This is a genomic window from Rhodococcus sp. KBW08, from assembly GCF_003852455.1.
Classification (GTDB): Bacteria; Actinomycetota; Actinomycetes; order Mycobacteriales; family Mycobacteriaceae; genus Rhodococcus_F; species Rhodococcus_F baikonurensis.
Genome location: NZ_QAJJ01000002.1, coordinates 477,670 through 495,061, shown reverse-complemented (window position 1 = coordinate 495,061; position 17,392 = coordinate 477,670). Strand labels below are relative to the sequence as shown.

The 17,392-nt window shown below is 63.5% G+C and carries 18 protein-coding genes; 13 read left to right on the top strand and 5 right to left on the bottom strand.

Going from position 1 to position 17,392, the window contains the following annotated elements:
- The first annotated feature begins 19 nt into the window (after positions 1–19).
- Complete coding sequence (locus tag DBV08_RS02680; RefSeq protein WP_124566424.1) at positions 20–1,318, top strand: HNH endonuclease signature motif containing protein; 1,299 nt, start codon at positions 20–22, stop codon at positions 1,316–1,318.
- A gap of 108 nt (positions 1,319–1,426) precedes the next feature.
- Here DBV08_RS02680 and DBV08_RS02675 read toward each other — a convergent pair whose 3' ends face one another.
- The 3 genes from DBV08_RS02675 to DBV08_RS02665 are packed head-to-tail and all read right to left on the bottom strand — an operon-like array spanning position 1,427 to position 4,063.
- Positions 1,427–2,068: a nucleoside triphosphate pyrophosphatase gene (locus tag DBV08_RS02675; RefSeq protein ID WP_124566423.1), complete on the bottom strand. Its 642-nt coding sequence runs from the start codon at positions 2,066–2,068 to the stop codon at positions 1,427–1,429.
- Positions 2,069–2,084: 16 nt separating this feature from the next.
- On the bottom strand, positions 2,085–2,426 hold the full coding sequence (locus DBV08_RS02670; protein WP_007731147.1) for an acyl-CoA carboxylase subunit epsilon: 342 nt from the start codon (positions 2,424–2,426) through the stop codon (positions 2,085–2,087).
- Complete coding sequence (locus DBV08_RS02665) at positions 2,423–4,063, bottom strand: acyl-CoA carboxylase subunit beta (protein WP_003940853.1); 1,641 nt, start codon at positions 4,061–4,063, stop codon at positions 2,423–2,425. Before DBV08_RS02665 ends, DBV08_RS02670 begins: the two co-directional genes overlap by 4 nt.
- Before the next feature lie 115 nt (positions 4,064–4,178).
- Between DBV08_RS02665 and DBV08_RS02660 the strand changes: the two genes are divergently transcribed.
- The 5 genes from DBV08_RS02660 to DBV08_RS02640 all read left to right on the top strand — a co-directional run bounded on the left by DBV08_RS02660 (position 4,179) and on the right by DBV08_RS02640 (position 8,450).
- Positions 4,179–5,033 (top strand): biotin--[acetyl-CoA-carboxylase] ligase, encoded by an 855-nt coding sequence (locus DBV08_RS02660; protein ID WP_124566422.1) that lies wholly within the window; start codon positions 4,179–4,181, stop codon positions 5,031–5,033.
- A 118-nt stretch (positions 5,034–5,151) separates the two neighbouring features.
- Positions 5,152–5,727 (top strand): HdeD family acid-resistance protein, encoded by a 576-nt coding sequence (locus DBV08_RS02655; protein ID WP_003941007.1) that lies wholly within the window; start codon positions 5,152–5,154, stop codon positions 5,725–5,727.
- Between the two features lie 89 nt (positions 5,728–5,816).
- On the top strand, positions 5,817–6,383 hold the full coding sequence (locus tag DBV08_RS02650) for a PH domain-containing protein (protein WP_095969067.1): 567 nt from the start codon (positions 5,817–5,819) through the stop codon (positions 6,381–6,383).
- Between the two features lie 37 nt (positions 6,384–6,420).
- Positions 6,421–7,101 carry a response regulator transcription factor gene (locus tag DBV08_RS02645; RefSeq protein WP_003940916.1) on the top strand — a complete coding sequence of 227 codons (681 nt, stop codon included), beginning with the start codon at positions 6,421–6,423 and terminating at the stop codon, positions 7,099–7,101.
- 26 nt (positions 7,102–7,127) lie between these two features.
- The gene (locus tag DBV08_RS02640) at positions 7,128–8,450 is read left to right on the top strand and encodes a HAMP domain-containing sensor histidine kinase (RefSeq protein ID WP_095969068.1); all 1,323 of its coding nucleotides are present in this window, start codon (positions 7,128–7,130) and stop codon (positions 8,448–8,450) included.
- Between the two features lie 26 nt (positions 8,451–8,476).
- Here the strand turns inward: DBV08_RS02640 and DBV08_RS02635 are convergent, their stop codons facing one another.
- Positions 8,477–9,076 carry a GtrA family protein gene (locus tag DBV08_RS02635; protein WP_124566421.1) on the bottom strand — a complete coding sequence of 200 codons (600 nt, stop codon included), beginning with the start codon at positions 9,074–9,076 and terminating at the stop codon, positions 8,477–8,479.
- A gap of 191 nt (positions 9,077–9,267) precedes the next feature.
- On the opposite strand from DBV08_RS02635, the gene DBV08_RS02630 reads away from it, so the two are divergent.
- The 7 genes from DBV08_RS02630 to DBV08_RS02600 all read left to right on the top strand — a co-directional run bounded on the left by DBV08_RS02630 (position 9,268) and on the right by DBV08_RS02600 (position 16,664).
- Positions 9,268–10,467, top strand: coding sequence for a 5-(carboxyamino)imidazole ribonucleotide synthase (locus DBV08_RS02630; RefSeq protein WP_251012046.1), 1,200 nt, complete (start codon positions 9,268–9,270; stop codon positions 10,465–10,467).
- Positions 10,451–10,963, top strand: a complete 513-nt coding sequence (gene purE, locus DBV08_RS02625; RefSeq protein ID WP_095969071.1) for a 5-(carboxyamino)imidazole ribonucleotide mutase — start codon at positions 10,451–10,453, stop codon at positions 10,961–10,963. The genes DBV08_RS02630 and purE overlap by 17 nt, the downstream gene beginning before the upstream one ends.
- Before the next feature lie 7 nt (positions 10,964–10,970).
- Positions 10,971–11,348: a hypothetical protein gene (locus DBV08_RS02620; protein WP_124566419.1), complete on the top strand. Its 378-nt coding sequence runs from the start codon at positions 10,971–10,973 to the stop codon at positions 11,346–11,348.
- A 20-nt stretch (positions 11,349–11,368) separates the two neighbouring features.
- Complete coding sequence (locus DBV08_RS02615; RefSeq protein ID WP_095969073.1) at positions 11,369–12,556, top strand: sensor histidine kinase; 1,188 nt, start codon at positions 11,369–11,371, stop codon at positions 12,554–12,556.
- A gap of 35 nt (positions 12,557–12,591) precedes the next feature.
- Positions 12,592–13,284, top strand: coding sequence for a response regulator transcription factor (locus DBV08_RS02610; RefSeq protein ID WP_124566418.1), 693 nt, complete (start codon positions 12,592–12,594; stop codon positions 13,282–13,284).
- Positions 13,285–13,419: 135 nt separating this feature from the next.
- Positions 13,420–14,217 carry an ABC transporter ATP-binding protein gene (locus DBV08_RS02605; RefSeq protein WP_124566417.1) on the top strand — a complete coding sequence of 266 codons (798 nt, stop codon included), beginning with the start codon at positions 13,420–13,422 and terminating at the stop codon, positions 14,215–14,217.
- The gene (locus DBV08_RS02600; protein ID WP_124566416.1) at positions 14,214–16,664 is read left to right on the top strand and encodes an ABC transporter permease; all 2,451 of its coding nucleotides are present in this window, start codon (positions 14,214–14,216) and stop codon (positions 16,662–16,664) included. The genes DBV08_RS02605 and DBV08_RS02600 overlap by 4 nt, the downstream gene beginning before the upstream one ends.
- 3 nt (positions 16,665–16,667) lie before the next feature.
- Here DBV08_RS02600 and DBV08_RS02595 read toward each other — a convergent pair whose 3' ends face one another.
- Positions 16,668–17,381, bottom strand: a complete 714-nt coding sequence (locus DBV08_RS02595) for a TIGR03089 family protein (RefSeq protein ID WP_124566415.1) — start codon at positions 17,379–17,381, stop codon at positions 16,668–16,670.
- Positions 17,382–17,392: the final 11 nt, after the last annotated feature.

Here is a 17,392-nt window from a genome sequence, read left to right as displayed (position 1 = left end):
CAGGGGATCGGGGGGTTCAATGAGTGTCTTGTTGTCGGATGTGGTGGCTAGTTCTGCGGTGGGGTTGCGCGGACGTTTGTGGCAGTTGACGGCTGCCGAGTTGCGTGAGGCTGCTATCGAGGCGAGTGCGGAGATTCTGCGTCTCGAGGCTGTGCGGGTGGCGGTGGTCGACGAGTTGTCGTTGCGTCCGGATGATCAGGTGATCGCCAGTCGCGGGGTCGGTGCGTGGTTGGCGGCGAACACGATGCTCCAGGTTCGGGACGGGAAGAAGATCGCCGCCCTTGGTGTTGCGCTGCGGCCGTTTCCGGCAGTGGCAGCTCGGTTCGATTGCGGGGATTGTTCGTTCGATCATGCCGTGTTGATCGTCTCGTTTTGTGAGTCGCCGCCGAAGGGGATGCCGGACGAAGCGTTGCCTCGCTGTATCGATTTGTTGTTGGCTGCCGCGTCGGGCGTGGAAGCAACGACGACGAAGGTCCGGAACGTCATCGCGACGTTGGAGCGAATCTTCGAATCCGATGAAATTCCGCCCGCCGAAGACGTCGACCGCAACGAGCTGAGGATCGCCTCGACGTTGAACGGTCGGGTGGTAGTTCGCGGGGATTTTGACGCCCTCACCGGCGAAATGCTGCTCTCCGCTCTGTCGAATTTGACGATGCCCACCCCGGCACCCGATGGAACCCCCGATGCCCGGTCCGCGGCGAAGCGGACCGCGGACGGGTTCACCGAACTGATCCGCCGGTATCTGGACTGCGCCAAGACCGGCATGGATGGCGGCCAGCGGCCGCACGTGAACGTACACATCAACGCCCGGGATCTCGCCGAGCACCGCGATTGCGCCACGACCCCCACTGATGGTGGTGGGTCTGTGTCGGATCTCGATGTGGGGCACATGCCCTGGCTCGGGCCACTGTCGGTATCGCAGACCAGGCTTCTCGGGTGTGATTGTTTCCTGTCCACTGTTCTGCTCGATGATCACGGCGCGCCGTTGGATGCGAAACCCGGGAAGCGGTTGGTCACCGCCGAACAACGCGTCGCGCTGATCGCGAGAGATAAAGGCTGCGCGTTCCCCGGATGCACATGCGTGCCCGCATGGACGGATGCGCACCATATTCGGCACTGGGCCAACGGCGGCCCGACCGTGATGAACAACCTGGTCCTGCTGTGCCGTTCACATCACCGGTTGATGCACCGCAAATCCGGGTTCGTCGGCAAATGGGAAATCCGGATCGGCGTCGACAACAAACCCTGGTTCATCCCACCGCCCTCGATCGACCCGCAGCGGCACCCGCGGCCGGCGAACACCACCTTCACTACCTGAGGGAGCAATCCTTTTCGGGGACAACATGAAACGACCAGCTTCGCATCGAATTGGACCCGATGCGAGGCTGGTCGTCGTGCTTGGCGAACTCGTGCTTGGGAAATCGTGTCAGAAGATACTCTGAGTACGCCAGAGATCCGAGACGGAAACTCCCACACGCTCGAGAAGCGTTCGCACCAAAGGCAATCCGATACCGATGACACTCGAGGGATCACCCTCGATCCTCTCCACGAACCAGCCGCCGAGACTGTCGAGCGTGAATGCTCCGGCGACTTGGAGAGGTTCGCCCGTTGCCAGGTATGCCTCGAGATCGTCGGTGGACGGTTGCGCGAAATGAACGACTGTTGCGCTGTGATCCGAGGCCATGCGAACGATGCGGCCGTCGGCGACGCGCAGGACACAGTGCCCGGTCAAGAGGGTGGCGCTGCGTCCGGCCATTGCGGCCCATCGCTTTCGGGCGATATCGACGCTGCCCGGCTTGCCTTGAAGTTGCCCGTCGATCAGGAGCATCGAATCGCACCCGACTACCACTACGTCGGTGAGATTGTCGGCGGCAAGACCGGGAACGATCTCGGCGGCCTTGGCCTCCGCCAGCACCGTCACGACTTTTTCGGGAGCGGCGTCGGGGCCGAGGTTGTCGGCAATCTTGTCCTCGTCGACACCGGAGACACGTACAAGCGGCGAAACCCCGGCCGCCCGCAGAACTGCGAGGCGAGCCGGGGACGCTGAAGCCAGAACCAGTTGAGTCACGTCAGCAGAGTGATCGTCAGCTGCGACGGATCGCGGGGTTCAGGTACGCGTACGGCGAGAACGGCGCACGCGTGCGGTGGAACTGAGTCGGATCGCCCCAGGTCTCCGCGGGAACGTTCGACTCGGGAGCTTGACCACTGCCGGCAGCGGCAGCGAGCACGCTGACGAGTGCTGCGATCTCGACGTCGGTGGGTGAACCCTTGACGATCTTGATGACCGACGCGTCGGATGTCGACGTCTCGGTCAGCTCCGTGAGCGACGCGTCCGTCGCGGTTCCCTCGACTACCGCACCGTTGGTCGGTGCGGTCTCCGCCAGTGCGACATCTTCGCTGAGAATGTCCTCGGTGGTTGCGGTCATAGGGGAATGTTCCCATGCTTCTTGGGCGGAAGGGAAACGGCCTTGCGCTCGAGCAGTCGCAATGCGGAGACGATCTGTCCGCGGGTGTGCGACGGAGGAATCACAGCGTCGACGTATCCGCGCTCGGCGGCGACGTACGGGTTGACGAGGGTGTCCTCGTACTCGTTCTGCAGCTTGAGGCGCAGTGCATCGACGTCTTCGCCGTTCTTGGCGGCTTCGAGAAGCTGCTTGCGGTAGACGAATCCGACTGCTCCGGATGCACCCATGACGGCGATCTGAGCGGTCGGCCATGCCAGGTTCACGTCGGCGCCCATGTGCTTGGAGCCCATGACGTCGTACGCTCCGCCGTAAGCCTTGCGGGTGATGACCGTGATCTTTCCGACCGTTGCTTCGCCGTACGCGTAGAGGAGCTTCGCGCCGCGACGAATGATGCCGTTGTATTCCTGCTCGGTTCCGGGAAGGAAGCCGGGAACGTCGACGAGGGTGATGATCGGGACGTTGAAGGCGTCGCAGGTGCGCACGAAGCGTGCGGCCTTCTCCGAGGCGTCGATGTCGAGGCAGCCCGCGAACTGGGTGGGCTGGTTGGCGACGATGCCGACCGAGCGGCCGTCGACGCGACCGAAACCGACGATGATGTTCATCGCGCGCTCGGCCTGGACCTCGAGGAACTCGTCGTCGTCGAGGATGCGACGGATGACCTCGTGCATGTCGTACGGCTGGTTGGCCGAATCCGGGATGAGGGTGTCGAGTTCGATGTCCTCGGCGGTCAGACTGTCTTCGATCGAACCGACGATCGGGTCGGTGATCTCGCCGCGGGGAGCCGCTGCCTGGTTGTTGGACGGCAGGTAGCTGAGCAGGTCCTTGACGTAGTCGAGGGCATCCTGCTCGCCGGAAGCAACGTAGTGTGCGACGCCGGACTTGACCATGTGGGTGCGAGCACCGCCGAGGTCTTCCATCGTGACGTCTTCACCGGTGACCGTCTTGATGACGTCGGGGCCGGTGACGAACATCTGGGAGGTCTCGTCGACCATCACGACGAAGTCGGTCAGCGCGGGGGAGTAGACGTGGCCGCCGGCGGCGGGTCCCATGATCAGTGAGATCTGGGGGATGACGCCCGATGCCTGGACATTGCGATGGAAGATCTCGCCGTAGAGGCCGAGCGAGACGACGCCTTCCTGGATGCGCGCGCCTGCACCTTCGTTGATGCCGACGAGGGGGCGACCGGTGCGGATCGCGAGGTCCATGACCTTGACGATCTTCTCACCGTAGATTTCGCCGAGCGATCCGCCGAAAACGGTGGCGTCCTGTGAAAAGACACAGACGTCGCGGCCGTCGATGGTGCCGTAACCGGTGACGACGCCGTCGCCGACCGGGCGGTTGTCAGCGAGACCGAAGTTCACACTCCGGTGCCGTGCCAGTGCGTCGAGTTCGACGAAGGAGCCCTCGTCGAGGAGGGCGGTGATGCGCTCGCGGGCGGTCAGCTTGCCTTTGGCGTGCACCTTGTCGATGGCGGCTTCGCCGCTCGGTGCCTGCGCCTGGGCTTGGCGATTCCGCAGGTCCGCGAGCTTTCCCGCGGTCGTGTGGATATCGGGTGCGGCCGCCGCCTCCGGCGCGTTCGGCTCTTGGACAGTGGTCATGGACGTGAGCTTAACGAGAGTGCGTGGGGGGCTTCGAAGGCAGGTCCGATTGTTGCTGTCTTGCAGGCTCAAGCTACTGACCAGTACATTCTCGCTGTCGTCATAGGCTGGGACTATGTGGACCGACTTGAACCGACCGCCCCTCGACGGCAATGCCCTACGGCGCGCACTCGTGCGCAGTGACAACGATGACGCGCGCGTTTTCTGGAACCGCCTCGACGTGGTCGAGGAGACCGGCTCGACGAACGCGGATCTCCTTGCGCGAGCGGCAGATCCGGATGCAGACCGTCACGTTCTGATCGCCGAATATCAGGCGAGTGCCCGCGGCCGTCATTCGCGCACCTGGGTGAGTCCGCCGCAAGCGCAGATCTCGATGTCGGTTCTGCTGTCGATGCCCGGAATGAATCTCACGGACATGGGTTGGCTCCCGCTGCTGTCGGGAATCGCCGTCGTCGACGCGCTGCGCAACGTGGCCGAAGTGCCCGCAGAACTCAAGTGGCCGAACGACGTTCTCATCGGTGACAAGAAGGTTGCCGGAATTCTGGCCGAGGTGGCAAGGACTGCGCCCGATCCCGCGGTGGTGGTGGGCATCGGGTTGAACGTGAGCCTGGGTGTGGAGGAGCTGCCCGTCCCGACCGCTACATCACTCCTCGTCGAAGAAGCATCGACTGTCGACCGCGACACCCTCGTTCGAGCAATCGCCCGTGAGTTGGCGACGCAGTTCCGTGCTTGGGAATCATCGAAATGGGATACATCTGTGTTGGCTGCCGAATACCGGCAGCGCTGCGGGACGCTGGGCAAACGAGTCCGCGCGGTCTTGCCGGGCGACAAGGAGGTGTTCGGTATCGCGACCGACGTCGACACTTCCGGCCGCGTCGTCATCGAGATCGAGGGAACAGATGGGGAGACCTTTGCGGTCGCTGCGGGTGATATCACGCACCTTCGGGCCGCCCCGGTAGCCGAATCATGAGCCTTGCCTGATTTTCTGGCACCGAAGTGCTAATTTTTGGCCCTGGCCGGTTTTCGAACCAACCGTCCGTCCTTCATTTCACTTAACTGCGGGATCTACTGAGCTGCCTAGGGGCGTCATGACCACACCGATCGTTGTTCCGACCGAAGCCGAGACGGCCGAGAGCGCTCGCCGCGTACTCACCGGCGTGACGGTGCTGCTCGGTGTCCTCACATTGGGCCTGGGTATCGCGGTACTCGCATGGCCGGATGCCACCCTTTTCGTGGTCGCGGTGGTCATTGCAATTCAGTTGTTCGGATTCGGAATCGTCCAGATCATCCGTTCGTTCGCGGACGTGACGGCTTCAGGTGGAACTCGGACGCTTGTCGCGATCTCCGGCGCGTTGGCAGTGCTCCTCGGATTCCTGGTTCTCCGTAGCCCTTTGCAGACGGTGGTTCTGATCGCACTGGTGATCGGTGCCTGGTGGGTATTCCGCGGCGTTCTCGATCTGGTCGACGCAGCGTCCGGGCACACCGTCGATCGCGGTCTGTCGATCGTGCTCGGAGTCATCAGCATCGTCGCGGGCGCGATCGTCCTTCTGCAGCCCGAACTCTCGCTCGACGTCTTCCGCATCGTGGTCGGCGTATGGATGGTGCTGTACGGCATCATCATCGTCGTGACCCCGCTGGTGCTGCGAAAGATCGCGCAGCCCTGAGCGTGCCCTGAAGACGGGTGTGCCTGAAAGTCGGTGTGCCTGAAAGTCGGTGTGCCTGAAAGTCGGTGCGGGGTGGCAGACTTCCCGTCATGGGATATCCCGAAGACGCCCTCGCTCAGGACGAGGAACTGATACTGCATCGCCATCCTCATTGGAAGATGTTGGTGCTTCCGGCGCTGACGTTCGTGCTTGCGACGGCCGTCGCCGGGTTCTTGTTGGGCCTCGCACAGACGAGATTGGACGGCACGGCTCGCACCGTGTCGTCCATTGCCGTCGGAATCATCTGGCTCGGCGTCGTGGCCTGGCGATCGGTTGCGCCGTTCACGGTCTGGAAGTTCACGCATTTCATCGTCACCGATCGGCGGGTGCTCATCCGCCACGGAGTGCTCACACACACCGGTATCGACATTCCCATGGGGCGGATCAGCAATGTTCAGTTCCGCCACGGACTGATCGATCGAATGCTCAAGACCGGAACTCTGGTCATCGCATCGGCCAGTGACGATCCGCTCGAGTTCGACGACATTCCGGATGTCGAGCATGTTCACGCCCTCCTGTATCACCAGGTTTTCGATTCGACGCAGCAGCCGCCACAGCAGCCACTGCAGCGGCCGATCGTCGAAAACGACGACCCGAACGATCGAAATGGCTGGTAATCAACGTGCAAAGGCGTGTTGTCCGTAGTCTGTTCGTGTGACTGCCGTATTGCTAGCCGAAGACGACGAGGCCATTGCCGCACCTCTTTCCCGTGCATTGGGACGGGAAGGGTATTCGGTGACCGTCGAACCGACCGGACCCGCTGCGTTGCAGCAGGCGCTCGAAGGTGATTTCGATCTGTTGATTCTCGATCTCGGCCTTCCGGGCATGGACGGCCTCGAGGTCTGTCGACAGATCCGTGCGCATCGCACCTCGCTCGCCGTGCTGATGTTGACCGCCAGAACCGACGAAGTCGACTTCGTGGTCGGGTTGGACGCGGGCGCCGACGACTACGTCAGCAAGCCGTTTCGTCTCGCCGAGTTGATGGCACGTGTGCGAGCACTCCTGCGTCGCCACGGTGGCCGTGAGGACACGATCGTCGAGGTCGGTGGCATCAGACTCGAGCCCGCGGCACGACGCGTACTCGTCAACGGTTCCGAAATCGCCTTGGCCAACAAGGAATACGAGCTTCTGCGGGTCCTCCTCGAGCATGCCGGGGAAGTAGTCTCGCGCGATACGATCCTTCGTGAGGTGTGGGGCGACGTCGAGCTTCGTGGATCGAAGACGCTCGACATGCACATGTCGTGGCTGCGCCGCAAGATCGGTGACGAGGGCCCCGCCGTGGAACGCAGAATTGCCACCGTCCGCGGTGTCGGTTTCCGAATCAACACCGACTAGCAACTCGAGAACCAGGAACTGCCGGCATGCGGCGTCGCATATTGCAGTCGATTCTCGCTGTCGTGATCATGACGGCGTTGCTGCTGGGAGTTCCGCTGATCTACACGGCGTGGCTCTGGGTGGAGGACGTGACGCGCAGTGACCTCCGGGTGCGACTCGACCGGATGGCCGCCGAGGTCATCGCACAGGAGGGCACCAACGGACTCGTCGAAGGCGCGTTGAACACCGATTCGCTCAAGGTCCTCACCCCGAACGACGGGCGCCTCGTCGTCGTGTATCCGACCGTCGTCGACGGCGCCGCACGAGTCGACGTCGGTGAGGCGACAGTCAAGAACGCACTCGTCGAATCGCTCGCGATGGGAACCTCAGGCTCGTTGCGCCTCGAGGTGCCGTCGGAGAATCTGCGCACCCAGCAGAAGCAAGCGGTGATGGCCGTCGGCGTGCTCGTGCTTCTGTCCATCACGGCAGGCACCGTCGTCGCCGTGGTCACTGCGCGTCGGCTGGCCGATCCGCTGCAGGATGTGGCCGACCGGGCGGCGCGCCTCGCCGAAGGTGACTTCCGGCCGGATCCTCGTCGGCACGACATCCCCGAACTCGACCGCGTGTCCGACGTGCTCGACGCGGCAACGGTGGAGATTTCGGTGCGGCTGCAACGAGAGCGCGCGCTGGTCGCGGACGTCTCGCATCAACTGCGCAGTCGACTGACTGCGGTGCGTCTGCGCCTGGACGAGTTGTCCGTTCACGAAGATCCTGACGTCGTGAACGAGGCCGAGGAAGCCATGGCGCAAGTAGACAGGCTCACCGACGGAATCGACGACCTGATTCGCTCGTCGCGCACCAGCGGGTCGTCGGCGAGTCTGGTGTCGGTGGTCGGCGAGCTGGAACAGGTGACCCGCGACTGGCAGGCTCAGTTCGACGGGGAGGGGCGCAGGCTCCGCTTACGCGGCGACCGCACAGTGATGGCTGCGACCACAGGTTCGCGTCTGCGTGAAGCTGTTTCCGTTCTGGTCGACAATTCGTTCGAACACGGTGAAGGCACGTGCACGGTGTCTGTCCGATTGATCGACGGTACCGGTCGCAGTTCGTCTCGTCGTGACTCGATGGTGTGCGTCGAGGTCACCGACGAAGGCTCCGGCGTGGAGAACGATCTTGCACCGCACATCTTCGACAGAGGATTTTCGGGGGCCGGGTCCACCGGCGTCGGGTTGGCGCTCGCACGTGCACTGATCGAAGCCGACGGGGGCCGACTGGAACTGCAGAGGCGTAAGCCTGCCTTGTTCGCCGTCTTCTTGCCGGTGGCCAACACTGCTCCGCCCGCGGACGTCGTTCCGCACCGCGAACCGCGCTGACCGAAAGGCTCGCGCAAGCGGAAAACTCAGGAGTGCCCGAGTTCCTCTTCGGCGTCAGGAATGACCGGGTCAGGCGCTGTGGTTTCGGTTAACGCCGTGGTTTCGGACAATCCCGTGGTGTCGGATAGTTCGAGCGGTTCCGGATTCTCGTCGGGAAACACGAACTTGCGGAAGGCCCAGAATCGGAACGCCATCTGCAGCAGGTTGCCGATGACGTACGCACTGATGAAGTCGGCGATGTTCTCCGCCGCCAAGCTGACTTCGGGTACGCGCAGGTTGAAGACGTAACTGGAGATGTACAGCGGGATGAAGCTGATGACGACGCCGATGGCGCTGATGATGAAGAACAGGGCAGCCTCGTGCGCTGGTTCACGGCCACCACGGTTCTTGAACGACCACTCGCGGTTGAGAATGTACGACGCGATCACCGCGACGACGCCGGCGATGATCTTGGCCGTGATCGGCTTGGATTCGAGGATCGACAGCTTGAGTGTGTAGAAGATGCCGGAGTCGATCAGGAAGGTCGTTCCGCCGACGATCGCGAATTTGATCAGCTCGCTGTGACGCAGAGCGATGTCACGAAACGGTTGGGGTATGCGGGCAATGACCCCGTCGACAAATGGCACAACAGATGAGTTTACGAAACGAAACCGCGTTACCACCAATTTGCCGCGGATTCATCAGCAGAATCACAGATTGGGAACGCTGAATGAACGGGCGAACGCGGCACATGACAACATAGAGAGCCGTGACCGGCAACAACGATCCCGCGCAGATCCCCGCCCGCCCGACCACCCCTCGACCGGCAAAAGCATCCATGCCCGTCGTCACCATGATCGGTGGCGGACAGTTGGCCAGGATGACTCACCAGGCGGCGGTGGCCCTGGGCCAGACGCTCCGAGTGCTCTCCGGGACTGCGGACGAGCCGGCAGCTCAGGTCAGCCCCGACGTCGTGCTCGGCAGCCACACCGACCTCGACGCTCTTCGCCGCGCAGCGGTCGGTTCCAACGCGTTGACGTTCGACCACGAGCACGTGCCGACCGAACATCTCGAGGTTCTTGTTGCCGAAGGCGTGAACGTTCAGCCTCCGCCGCACGCTCTGATCTTCGCTCAGGACAAACTGCTGATGCGTCGCAAACTTGCCGAACTGGGCGCACCCGTACCCGCGTACGCCGAAGTGACGTGGGCAGAAGACGTCGTGCGTTTCGGTGCCGAACACGGTTGGCCGCTTGTCATCAAGGCAACACGCGGAGGCTACGACGGCCGGGGCGTCTGGATCACCGACGATCAGGACGAAGCAGAAGCCATTGTCACCGAGCAGCTGGACAAGGGTGTTCCACTGATCGTCGAGGAAATGGTCTCGATGCGTCGGGAACTGTCCGCCATGGTTGCGCGGTCACCGTTCGGGCAGGGTGCTACGTGGCCGGTCGTCGAGACCGTTCAGCGCAACGGCCAGTGCGCCGTCGTGATCGCACCTGCCCCCGAGCTGTCGAGTGCCGTTGCCGAGGAAGCCGAGCAATTGGCGTTGCGCATCGCGTCCGAACTCGGCGTCGTCGGCTCGATGGCCGTCGAACTCTTCGAGACGACGGACGGCACTCTCGTGGTCAACGAGTTGGCGATGCGCCCGCACAATTCCGGTCACTGGACGATGGACGGCGCCCGCACCTCTCAGTTCGAACAGCATCTGCGCGCGGTTCTCGACTACCCGCTCGGAGACACTTCGCCGATCGCTCCGGTCACCGTGATGGCGAACGTTCTGGGTGCACCGGAAGCGCCCGAGATGACGATGGACGAGCGTGTGCATCACCTGTTCGCTCGGATGCCCGACGCGAAGATCCACCTGTACGGCAAGGGTGAGCGCAAGGACCGCAAGATCGGGCACGTCAACATCGTGGGCGGCGCCGGATCCATCGACGATCCGAATTACGTTGCCGCAGTTCGGGAACGCGCCGAGCGGGCAGCACATTGGCTTTCGTACGCAGTTTGGACCGACGGATGGGATGTACACGGTGAGTGAGAGCGCGCAGGTCGGCCTGATCATGGGCAGCGATTCGGATTGGCCGACCATGGAAGCGGCAGCCGAAGCGCTGGCCGAATTCGGTATCCGCTTCGAGGTCGGAGTCGTCTCGGCGCACCGTACGCCTCAGCGGATGCTCGACTACGCCAAGGACGCCGCCGGCCGCGGAATCAAGGTCATCATCGCCGGTGCCGGTGGCGCCGCACACCTTCCGGGCATGGTTGCCTCGGCAACGCCGCTGCCCGTCATCGGAGTTCCGGTGCCGCTCAAGTACCTCGACGGTATGGATTCGCTGCTCTCGATCGTCCAGATGCCGGCCGGTGTCCCGGTGGCAACAGTGTCGATCGGCGGGGCTCGCAACGCCGGTCTGCTGGCCGCTCGGATTCTCGGCGCTTCCGATCCCGCACTGCAGCAGCGGATGGTGGCATTCCAGGAGAGTCTCGAGTCGATGGTGCTCGACAAGGACAAGGCGCTTCGCGAGAAACTGCTGGGCTGATCTTCTCGTGTGTGCACGACGCGGGCTGCCGCTGATCCGAGCGAGTCGGGGCAGCGCGCAGTCCGCATTCGTCACTCGCGTCACCCTGTTCTACGCCGGGCTTCTCGGCGCGGACATCAGCTTCGACGACGAGTCCGGGATCTTTGTCGCTTCCGGGCTACGCGGCGGGTTCGCCAGAGGCGGAACAACTCTCGGTGGTGTGTATCTCACGCGGAGAAACACGACTCGATCCGTCCTTCGTCACGAGGCTGTCCACGCAGACCAATGGGCCAGGTACGGAATCGTATTCGGGCTGCTCTATCTGCGTGAGGAGCTGCGTCATCGCGGGCCGCGGAACCGATTCGAAATCGAGGCCGGACTCGAAGACGGCGGCTACCGCACCTGAGCAAAGCTACTGTTGGCGGCATGGCTCGTTTTCCGACTAGTGAACGCTTCGTCCGCTGGAGCGCGGATCATGCTCGCGGTGTGGACATCTGCATCGCGACGGTTGCCGCACTGTTCAGTGTCGTCGTTGCGGTCGAGGCGAGTCCGCTGGCGGTGTTCATCTCGCTGGGCATGACGGTTCCGCTGGTGTGGCGGCGCTCGCGCCCGGAACTCTCCGGCATGGTGATCGCCGGGTTCTCGGTACTGCACGTGATCTTCATCGGCAATACGCTGCTGGCGTCCGCCGTCGTTGTTCCCATCTCCCTGTACGCGCTGGCCGCCTACGGAGCACGGTGGAGTTCACTCACCGGTCTGCTGCTCGCGTTGCTCGGCTCGATTGCCGGGACTGTTCGATACTTCGGCTACGACGGAATCCCGGTGTCTTCGCAGGTCATGCAGTCCGTGGCCGTCATGATCTTCATGCTCGCGGTCTGGGCGTTCGGTGATCTGCGTCGAGTCCGCACCAAACAACTGGAAGGCCTGACCGAGCGCGCACGGTTGCTCGAACTCGAGCGTGCGCAGGAAGCGGAAATCGCGACGATCAGCGAGCGCTCGCGGATAGCGCGCGAGATGCACGACATCGTCGCGCATTCGTTGACCGTTGTCATCGCCCAAGCCGACGGCGGACGCTACAGTGCGGCGAAGGACCCGCAGGCTGCCGTTCAGGCGCTCGAAACCATTGCCTCCACGGGCCGCCAGGCGCTGACCGACATGCGCTCGCTTCTGTCGGTTCTGCGCGAGGACACGCCCCGTGACTTCTCGGTGATCCCGGGTGCGGGCGACATCGACAGTCTGTTCCACGAGTTGCGCAGCAGTGGGCTCGACATCGCCGTCAGCGTGACCGGCGAACCACGCGAACTCTCTGCGGGTGCGGGGTTGACGGCGTATCGCATCGTCCAGGAATCACTGACGAACGTTCTCAAACATGCCGGACCAGGAGCACAGGCGAGCGTCGAGATGACGTGGGCTGAAACCGAACTCGTTCTCGGCATTACCGACGACGGACGAGGTGGCAGCGCAGCGTTGGTCGAATCGTCACCAGGCGGGCAGGGGCTGATCGGAATGGCCGAGCGCGCCAAACTGCACGGAGGCAAAGTTACCGCCGGACCGAAATCTGGCGGCGGATACAGTGTCCGGGCTGTCCTGCCCTACGAACGAACGTCTGGGTAGGTCTTGAAACGTCTGCAGGTCTTAAGGTGAGTGGCATGGACGAACACGTGGCTCCGATTGCAGTGGCACTGATCGACGATCAGCAGCTGGTCCGCGCAGGTTTTCGAATGGTCATCGACTCGCAGCCGGATCTGTCCGTGGTGGTCGAGGCTTCGGACGGTCAGCAGGCACTGACCGAATTGGCCGCCCGTCATGTCGACGTCGTCCTGATGGATGTCCAGATGCCGAAGATGGACGGCATCGAGGCGACCCGTCGGCTCCTGGCCGATCCCGATGCACCGAAGGTCGTGGTGCTCACCACCTTCGACAACGACGAGTACGTGATGTCGGCAATCAGGGCGGGCGCCAGCGGATTCCTGCTCAAGGACGTGCCACCGGAGCAGTTGCTCGACGCCATTCGCACCGTGCACCGCGGGGACGCGGTGATCGAGGCCCGGGCCACCCGGCGACTTCTTCAGCACGTCGGGCCGCTCCTGGAAGGTTCGGCGCCCGAAGCGCAGTTGCCCGAAGAGTTGACCCCCCGCGAGGTCGAGGTGCTCGAGGCCATGGCGTACGGGCTGTCGAATTCGGAGATCGCCGCCAAATTCCACGTCTCCGAAACGACTGTGAAAACCCATGTCGGACGGGTTCTTTCGAAGACGCATTCACGTGATCGTGTGCAGGCAGTCGTCTTCGCTTTCCAGATCGGCTTGGTCAAGCGCGCCGACCTCCTCGGTACCGAGGGCTGACGAGCAGTCGTGTCCAGTCCTACCCCGGGATGACACCGGGGTTTCGAAGATCGCCCCGCGCTCCGACGCGGAGACCACTTGCGCTGCAATAACGTCGATTCCGTCATAGCGAGAAGCTTTACGGAGGGCAAAAGAATGCATGCGCACACCACGACGGAACCAGCCGAAGTGCCGGCGATCACCGCGCGCGGTGTCACCAAGGTGTACGGCACCGGTGAGACCACGGTTCACGCGCTCGGCGGCGTCGACGTGGACTTCGGCCGTGAGCGGTTCACCGCGATCATGGGCCCGTCCGGCTCCGGAAAGTCGACGCTCATGCACTGCCTGGCCGGACTCGACACGGTCTCGGGCGGGCAGGTTTTCCTGGGCGACACCGAGGTCACGAAACTCGGCGACACGGAACTCACCGAACTGCGACGCGAGCGAATCGGGTTCGTCTTTCAAGCGTTCAACCTGCTTCCGGTGCTCACTGCTCGGGAGAACATGCTGCTGCCGATGAAGTTGGCAGGCAGTGAACCGTCGCCCGAGTGGATGGACGAGGTGATCGGCAAGCTAGGGCTGTCCCAGCGCCTCGATCACCTTCCGCACGAGTTGTCCGGTGGTCAACAGCAGCGTGTTGCTGTCGCCCGCGCACTCCTGCCGCAGCCCGACGTGATCTTTGCCGACGAACCCACCGGAAACCTGGATTCCCGTTCCGGGACAGAGGTTCTGGGACTCTTGCGCACCAGCGTCCGGGAGACCGGTCAGACGGTCGTCATGGTGACACACGATCCGGTGGCGGCCTCGTATGCGGACCGAGTCGTGTTGATCGCGGACGGGCGTATCGCCGGAGAGATCGACCATCCCACCGTCGACTCGGTGATCGGTGCCATGCGCGCCCTCGGGGCCGACGACTTGGCCGATGTTCCTGCAGCTTCAGGCGCACTGCGATGAAGGGTCTGGCCTTTGCCCAGGCGCGGGCGCATGCCGGGCGCTATGTGGCGTCGATACTCGCTGTGGTGATCGCAGTCGGGTACATCGTCGCGACTTTGACATTGAGCTCGACGGTTGATGCGAGTGTGAGTAAATCACTTGCGACGCAATATGAAGCCACCGATGTTGTCGCCTCCGGTCCAGGAGTGACAGAAGCAGTGCTGAGCGCAGTGCCGGGCGTCTCAGCGGTCGCCGACGACGTGTCGACGTATGTTCGTGTCGATTCCGAGGCAAAGGGCGCGTCCTACGGGGATGCGCTCTCGATAGCCGACAATCCCGAATTGCGTTGGGAGAAGGTGTCGGAGGGGTCGCTTCCCACCGGCCTCGGGCAGGTGTTGGTGAGTGCGGACTCCGGGATACCGATGGGTGCCCGAATCACTGTCACGGCGCGGTATTCGACGGAAGGTGCCGCGGCACCCACCGCACAGGTGGTCGGCCTGGTCGATCTCTCCGGTTCGGCGCAACGTCTGGGCGGGATCAAGATATTCACCACTGCCGAGCAGGTGAGCGCGTGGGCCGGCGACAGTGCCGAACGTGAGTTCCGTGTTGCCGGTGACGGTTCACGCTCGCAGCAGCAACTCGTGGATTCGATCTCGAGCGCGTTGCCCTCGGACTCCACGGTGCTGACCGGAGAAGAAGCCACCGACAACGCCGCAGCGGAATACATGGGCGGCACCAAGATCCTCAGTACGGTCTTGCTCGCCTTCGGCGCCATCGCCGTAGTCGTTGCTGCGCTGGTGATCGCCAATACGTTTGCCGTATTGCTCGCCGCGCGCACTCAGGAACTCGCGTTGCTGCGATGCGTCGGCGCCACGGCCAAGCAGGTTCGCCGGAGCATTCGCAGTGAAGCCGCGGCGGTCGGCGTGATCGCCTCGGTGATCGGCGTCGGACTCGGTGTCGGACTCGCCTGGGCGATCGGTCGCGTAGCAACGGCCGCGGATGTGCCGGTTCCACTTTCGTCACTGAGCGTCACCCCGGTGACCGTCGTGGTCGGCCTTGCTGTCGGCATCGTGATGACGATGCTCGCTGCATCTGCGCCCGGACGGGCGGCAACGAAGTTGTCCCCGTTGGCGGCAATGCAGCCGATGGAATCCAAGCCCGAGAGCGTTCAGGTGTCGGTGGTGCGCCGGGTTCTCGGCGTCGTGATCCTGCTCGCGGGCATCGCGATGACGGTCCTGGGAGTGACGAATCAGCAGGTGCCGGCCGCAACCGCCGGTGGGCTGTTCTCGTTCCTGGGAATCGCAGCCCTGTCCGGTCGAATCGTGCCTGCACTGATCAATGCCGCCGGCGGCGTATTGGCCAGACTGATCGGTCCGGTGGGAAGCCTGGCAGCAGGCAACGCCGGGAGAAACCCACGCCGGACCTCGGCGACAGCCACGGCTCTGTTGATCGGAGTCGCATTGACGAGCACGCTCGTCGTGGGAATCGCGACGGTCAAGGAAGCTGCACCTGCAGCAATGGACAGCCAATTTCCGGTCGACGTGATGGTGAGCAGCTCCGGCTCCGCGCCCCTGCCCGCCGGTTTGGGGACTGACATTGCGGCCGTCAACGGAGTCGGCGCGGTGAGCGGTCTGGACAAGGCCGAACTGACGATCGACGGGCGGGGCTCGCTGGCCGGATTCGGCGTCGACGCTGCTCGGGTGAAAGATGTTCTGCGTACCGAGATCTCGGTACCCACTGCCGGTCAGCTCGTGCTCTCGCCCGCTGATCTGTCCGAGTACAAACTCTCGGCGGGCGATACGGCCACGGTGAGAGGGGATCGCGGCGCCGTCAACGTCAGCGTGATCGAAGGCGTGAAAGGTCAACCAGCGCTGCTGGATCGAGGAGATCTGGGTGCAGCGGCCACTGCACCGACCACCGATTCGTACTGGGTCAGGTTGAATACGGATACTGACGAACAGGCGCTCGCCGCCACCGACCGCATCACCGACCTCGCACGCCAGGAAGCCCCGGGCAGCGATGTTCAGGGAATGACCGAGATGCGTTCAGCCCTCGATTCGATCCTCGACACCATGCTCATGGTGGTTGCCGGATTGCTGTCGGTAGCGGTGCTGATCGCCTTGATCGGCGTCGGAAACACGATGGCGCTGTCTGTACTCGAACGGCGCCGCGAATCCGGACTGCTCCGCGCACTCGGATTGACCAAGAAGGGAATTCGAGCCATGTTGATCTGGGAAGCACTGCTGGTGGCAGGAGTTGCATCGGTGATCGGAGTGTTGTTCGGGATGGTGTTCGGCGTAGCGGGTACCGCATCGGTGTTCGGGATCGAGGACGTTGCCCTCAGCGCAGTGCCGTGGGTGCAGTTGGTGGCCATCGTGTTGATCGGCGGAATCTGCGGTGTGATCGCGTCACTGCTCCCCGCTCGGCGGGCGGGACTGGTGTCACCGGTGACAGCACTCGCGAGCTAGCGCTCAGAACTGCTTTGTGACCTTCTCGGTGCCCACTCGGCGCGCGGTAGCTTCCGTGTCCGGGTGGGCCACCTGCACGAGTGAGGCGCCTGCGGCGAGGACCGCCAGAAGCCCGTCGATCAAGTCGTCTGCCGTGTCCCACGTCCGGCTGGAGAGGACACGATCCGTCGACGCCAATTCGATGTTCTTCGCCGATACACGAGCCGCGTCGATCGTGTCCACTACGGACCGGCCTTCCAACGCCGAACCGGCTCCGGCGCTGCGGAACTGATCGCCGTGGACGCGAATGGACGTTGCGTAATCGGCGACGCCGAGCGGAAGATCGCTCAATCCCTTGCCGAACGCGTCGAGTGAGAGTGCGGCTACTTCGGGTACGTCCGCAACGTCGTCCAGGCGGTCGGCGGTGACAAAAGCCAGTTCGGCGTCGGCGTCGGGGGAGAGGACTACCTCACCGCCTGCCCACCACACACCCAGCAAGACGGCGACGCTCTGCCAGTGTGCGGGCAGCAGCACGGCGACCTTGCCGCCGGGCTCGAGGGCGAACTCGTCCCGAACCATGTTGGCGGTCTTGGCCGCCCAGTTGGCCAGCGTGCTCGCAGACAATTCGATGCGCTCGCCGGTGGCATCGTCGTAGTACGTCACGCGAGGGCCGGCCGGGTCGGCAGTCAAGATCGGTCCGAGGAGGGCGTCGGTCAGGTTGTCTACAGGCGAAGGCACGTCATCAGCTT

Excerpts from the sequence above, each read along its gene's own strand:
- DBV08_RS02650 (WP_095969067.1), top strand. The coding sequence starts at position 5,817 with ATGGGATATCCCGAAGACGCCCTCGCTCAGGACGAGGAACTGATACTG.
- DBV08_RS02670 (WP_007731147.1), bottom strand. The coding sequence starts at position 2,426 with ATGACCGCAACCACCGAGGACATTCTCAGCGAAGATGTCGCACTGGCG.
- DBV08_RS02600 (WP_124566416.1), top strand. The coding sequence starts at position 14,214 with ATGAAGGGTCTGGCCTTTGCCCAGGCGCGGGCGCATGCCGGGCGCTAT.
- DBV08_RS02655 (WP_003941007.1), top strand. The coding sequence starts at position 5,152 with ATGACCACACCGATCGTTGTTCCGACCGAAGCCGAGACGGCCGAGAGC.
- DBV08_RS02615 (WP_095969073.1), top strand. The coding sequence starts at position 11,369 with ATGGCTCGTTTTCCGACTAGTGAACGCTTCGTCCGCTGGAGCGCGGAT.
- DBV08_RS02660 (WP_124566422.1), top strand. The coding sequence starts at position 4,179 with ATGTGGACCGACTTGAACCGACCGCCCCTCGACGGCAATGCCCTACGG.
- DBV08_RS02610 (WP_124566418.1), top strand. The coding sequence starts at position 12,592 with ATGGACGAACACGTGGCTCCGATTGCAGTGGCACTGATCGACGATCAG.
- DBV08_RS02605 (WP_124566417.1), top strand. The coding sequence starts at position 13,420 with ATGCATGCGCACACCACGACGGAACCAGCCGAAGTGCCGGCGATCACC.
- DBV08_RS02630 (WP_251012046.1), top strand. The coding sequence starts at position 9,268 with ATGCCCGTCGTCACCATGATCGGTGGCGGACAGTTGGCCAGGATGACT.
- DBV08_RS02665 (WP_003940853.1), bottom strand. The coding sequence starts at position 4,063 with ATGACCACTGTCCAAGAGCCGAACGCGCCGGAGGCGGCGGCCGCACCC.
- DBV08_RS02640 (WP_095969068.1), top strand. The coding sequence starts at position 7,128 with ATGCGGCGTCGCATATTGCAGTCGATTCTCGCTGTCGTGATCATGACG.
- purE (WP_095969071.1), top strand. The coding sequence starts at position 10,451 with ATGTACACGGTGAGTGAGAGCGCGCAGGTCGGCCTGATCATGGGCAGC.
- DBV08_RS02680 (WP_124566424.1), top strand. The coding sequence starts at position 20 with ATGAGTGTCTTGTTGTCGGATGTGGTGGCTAGTTCTGCGGTGGGGTTG.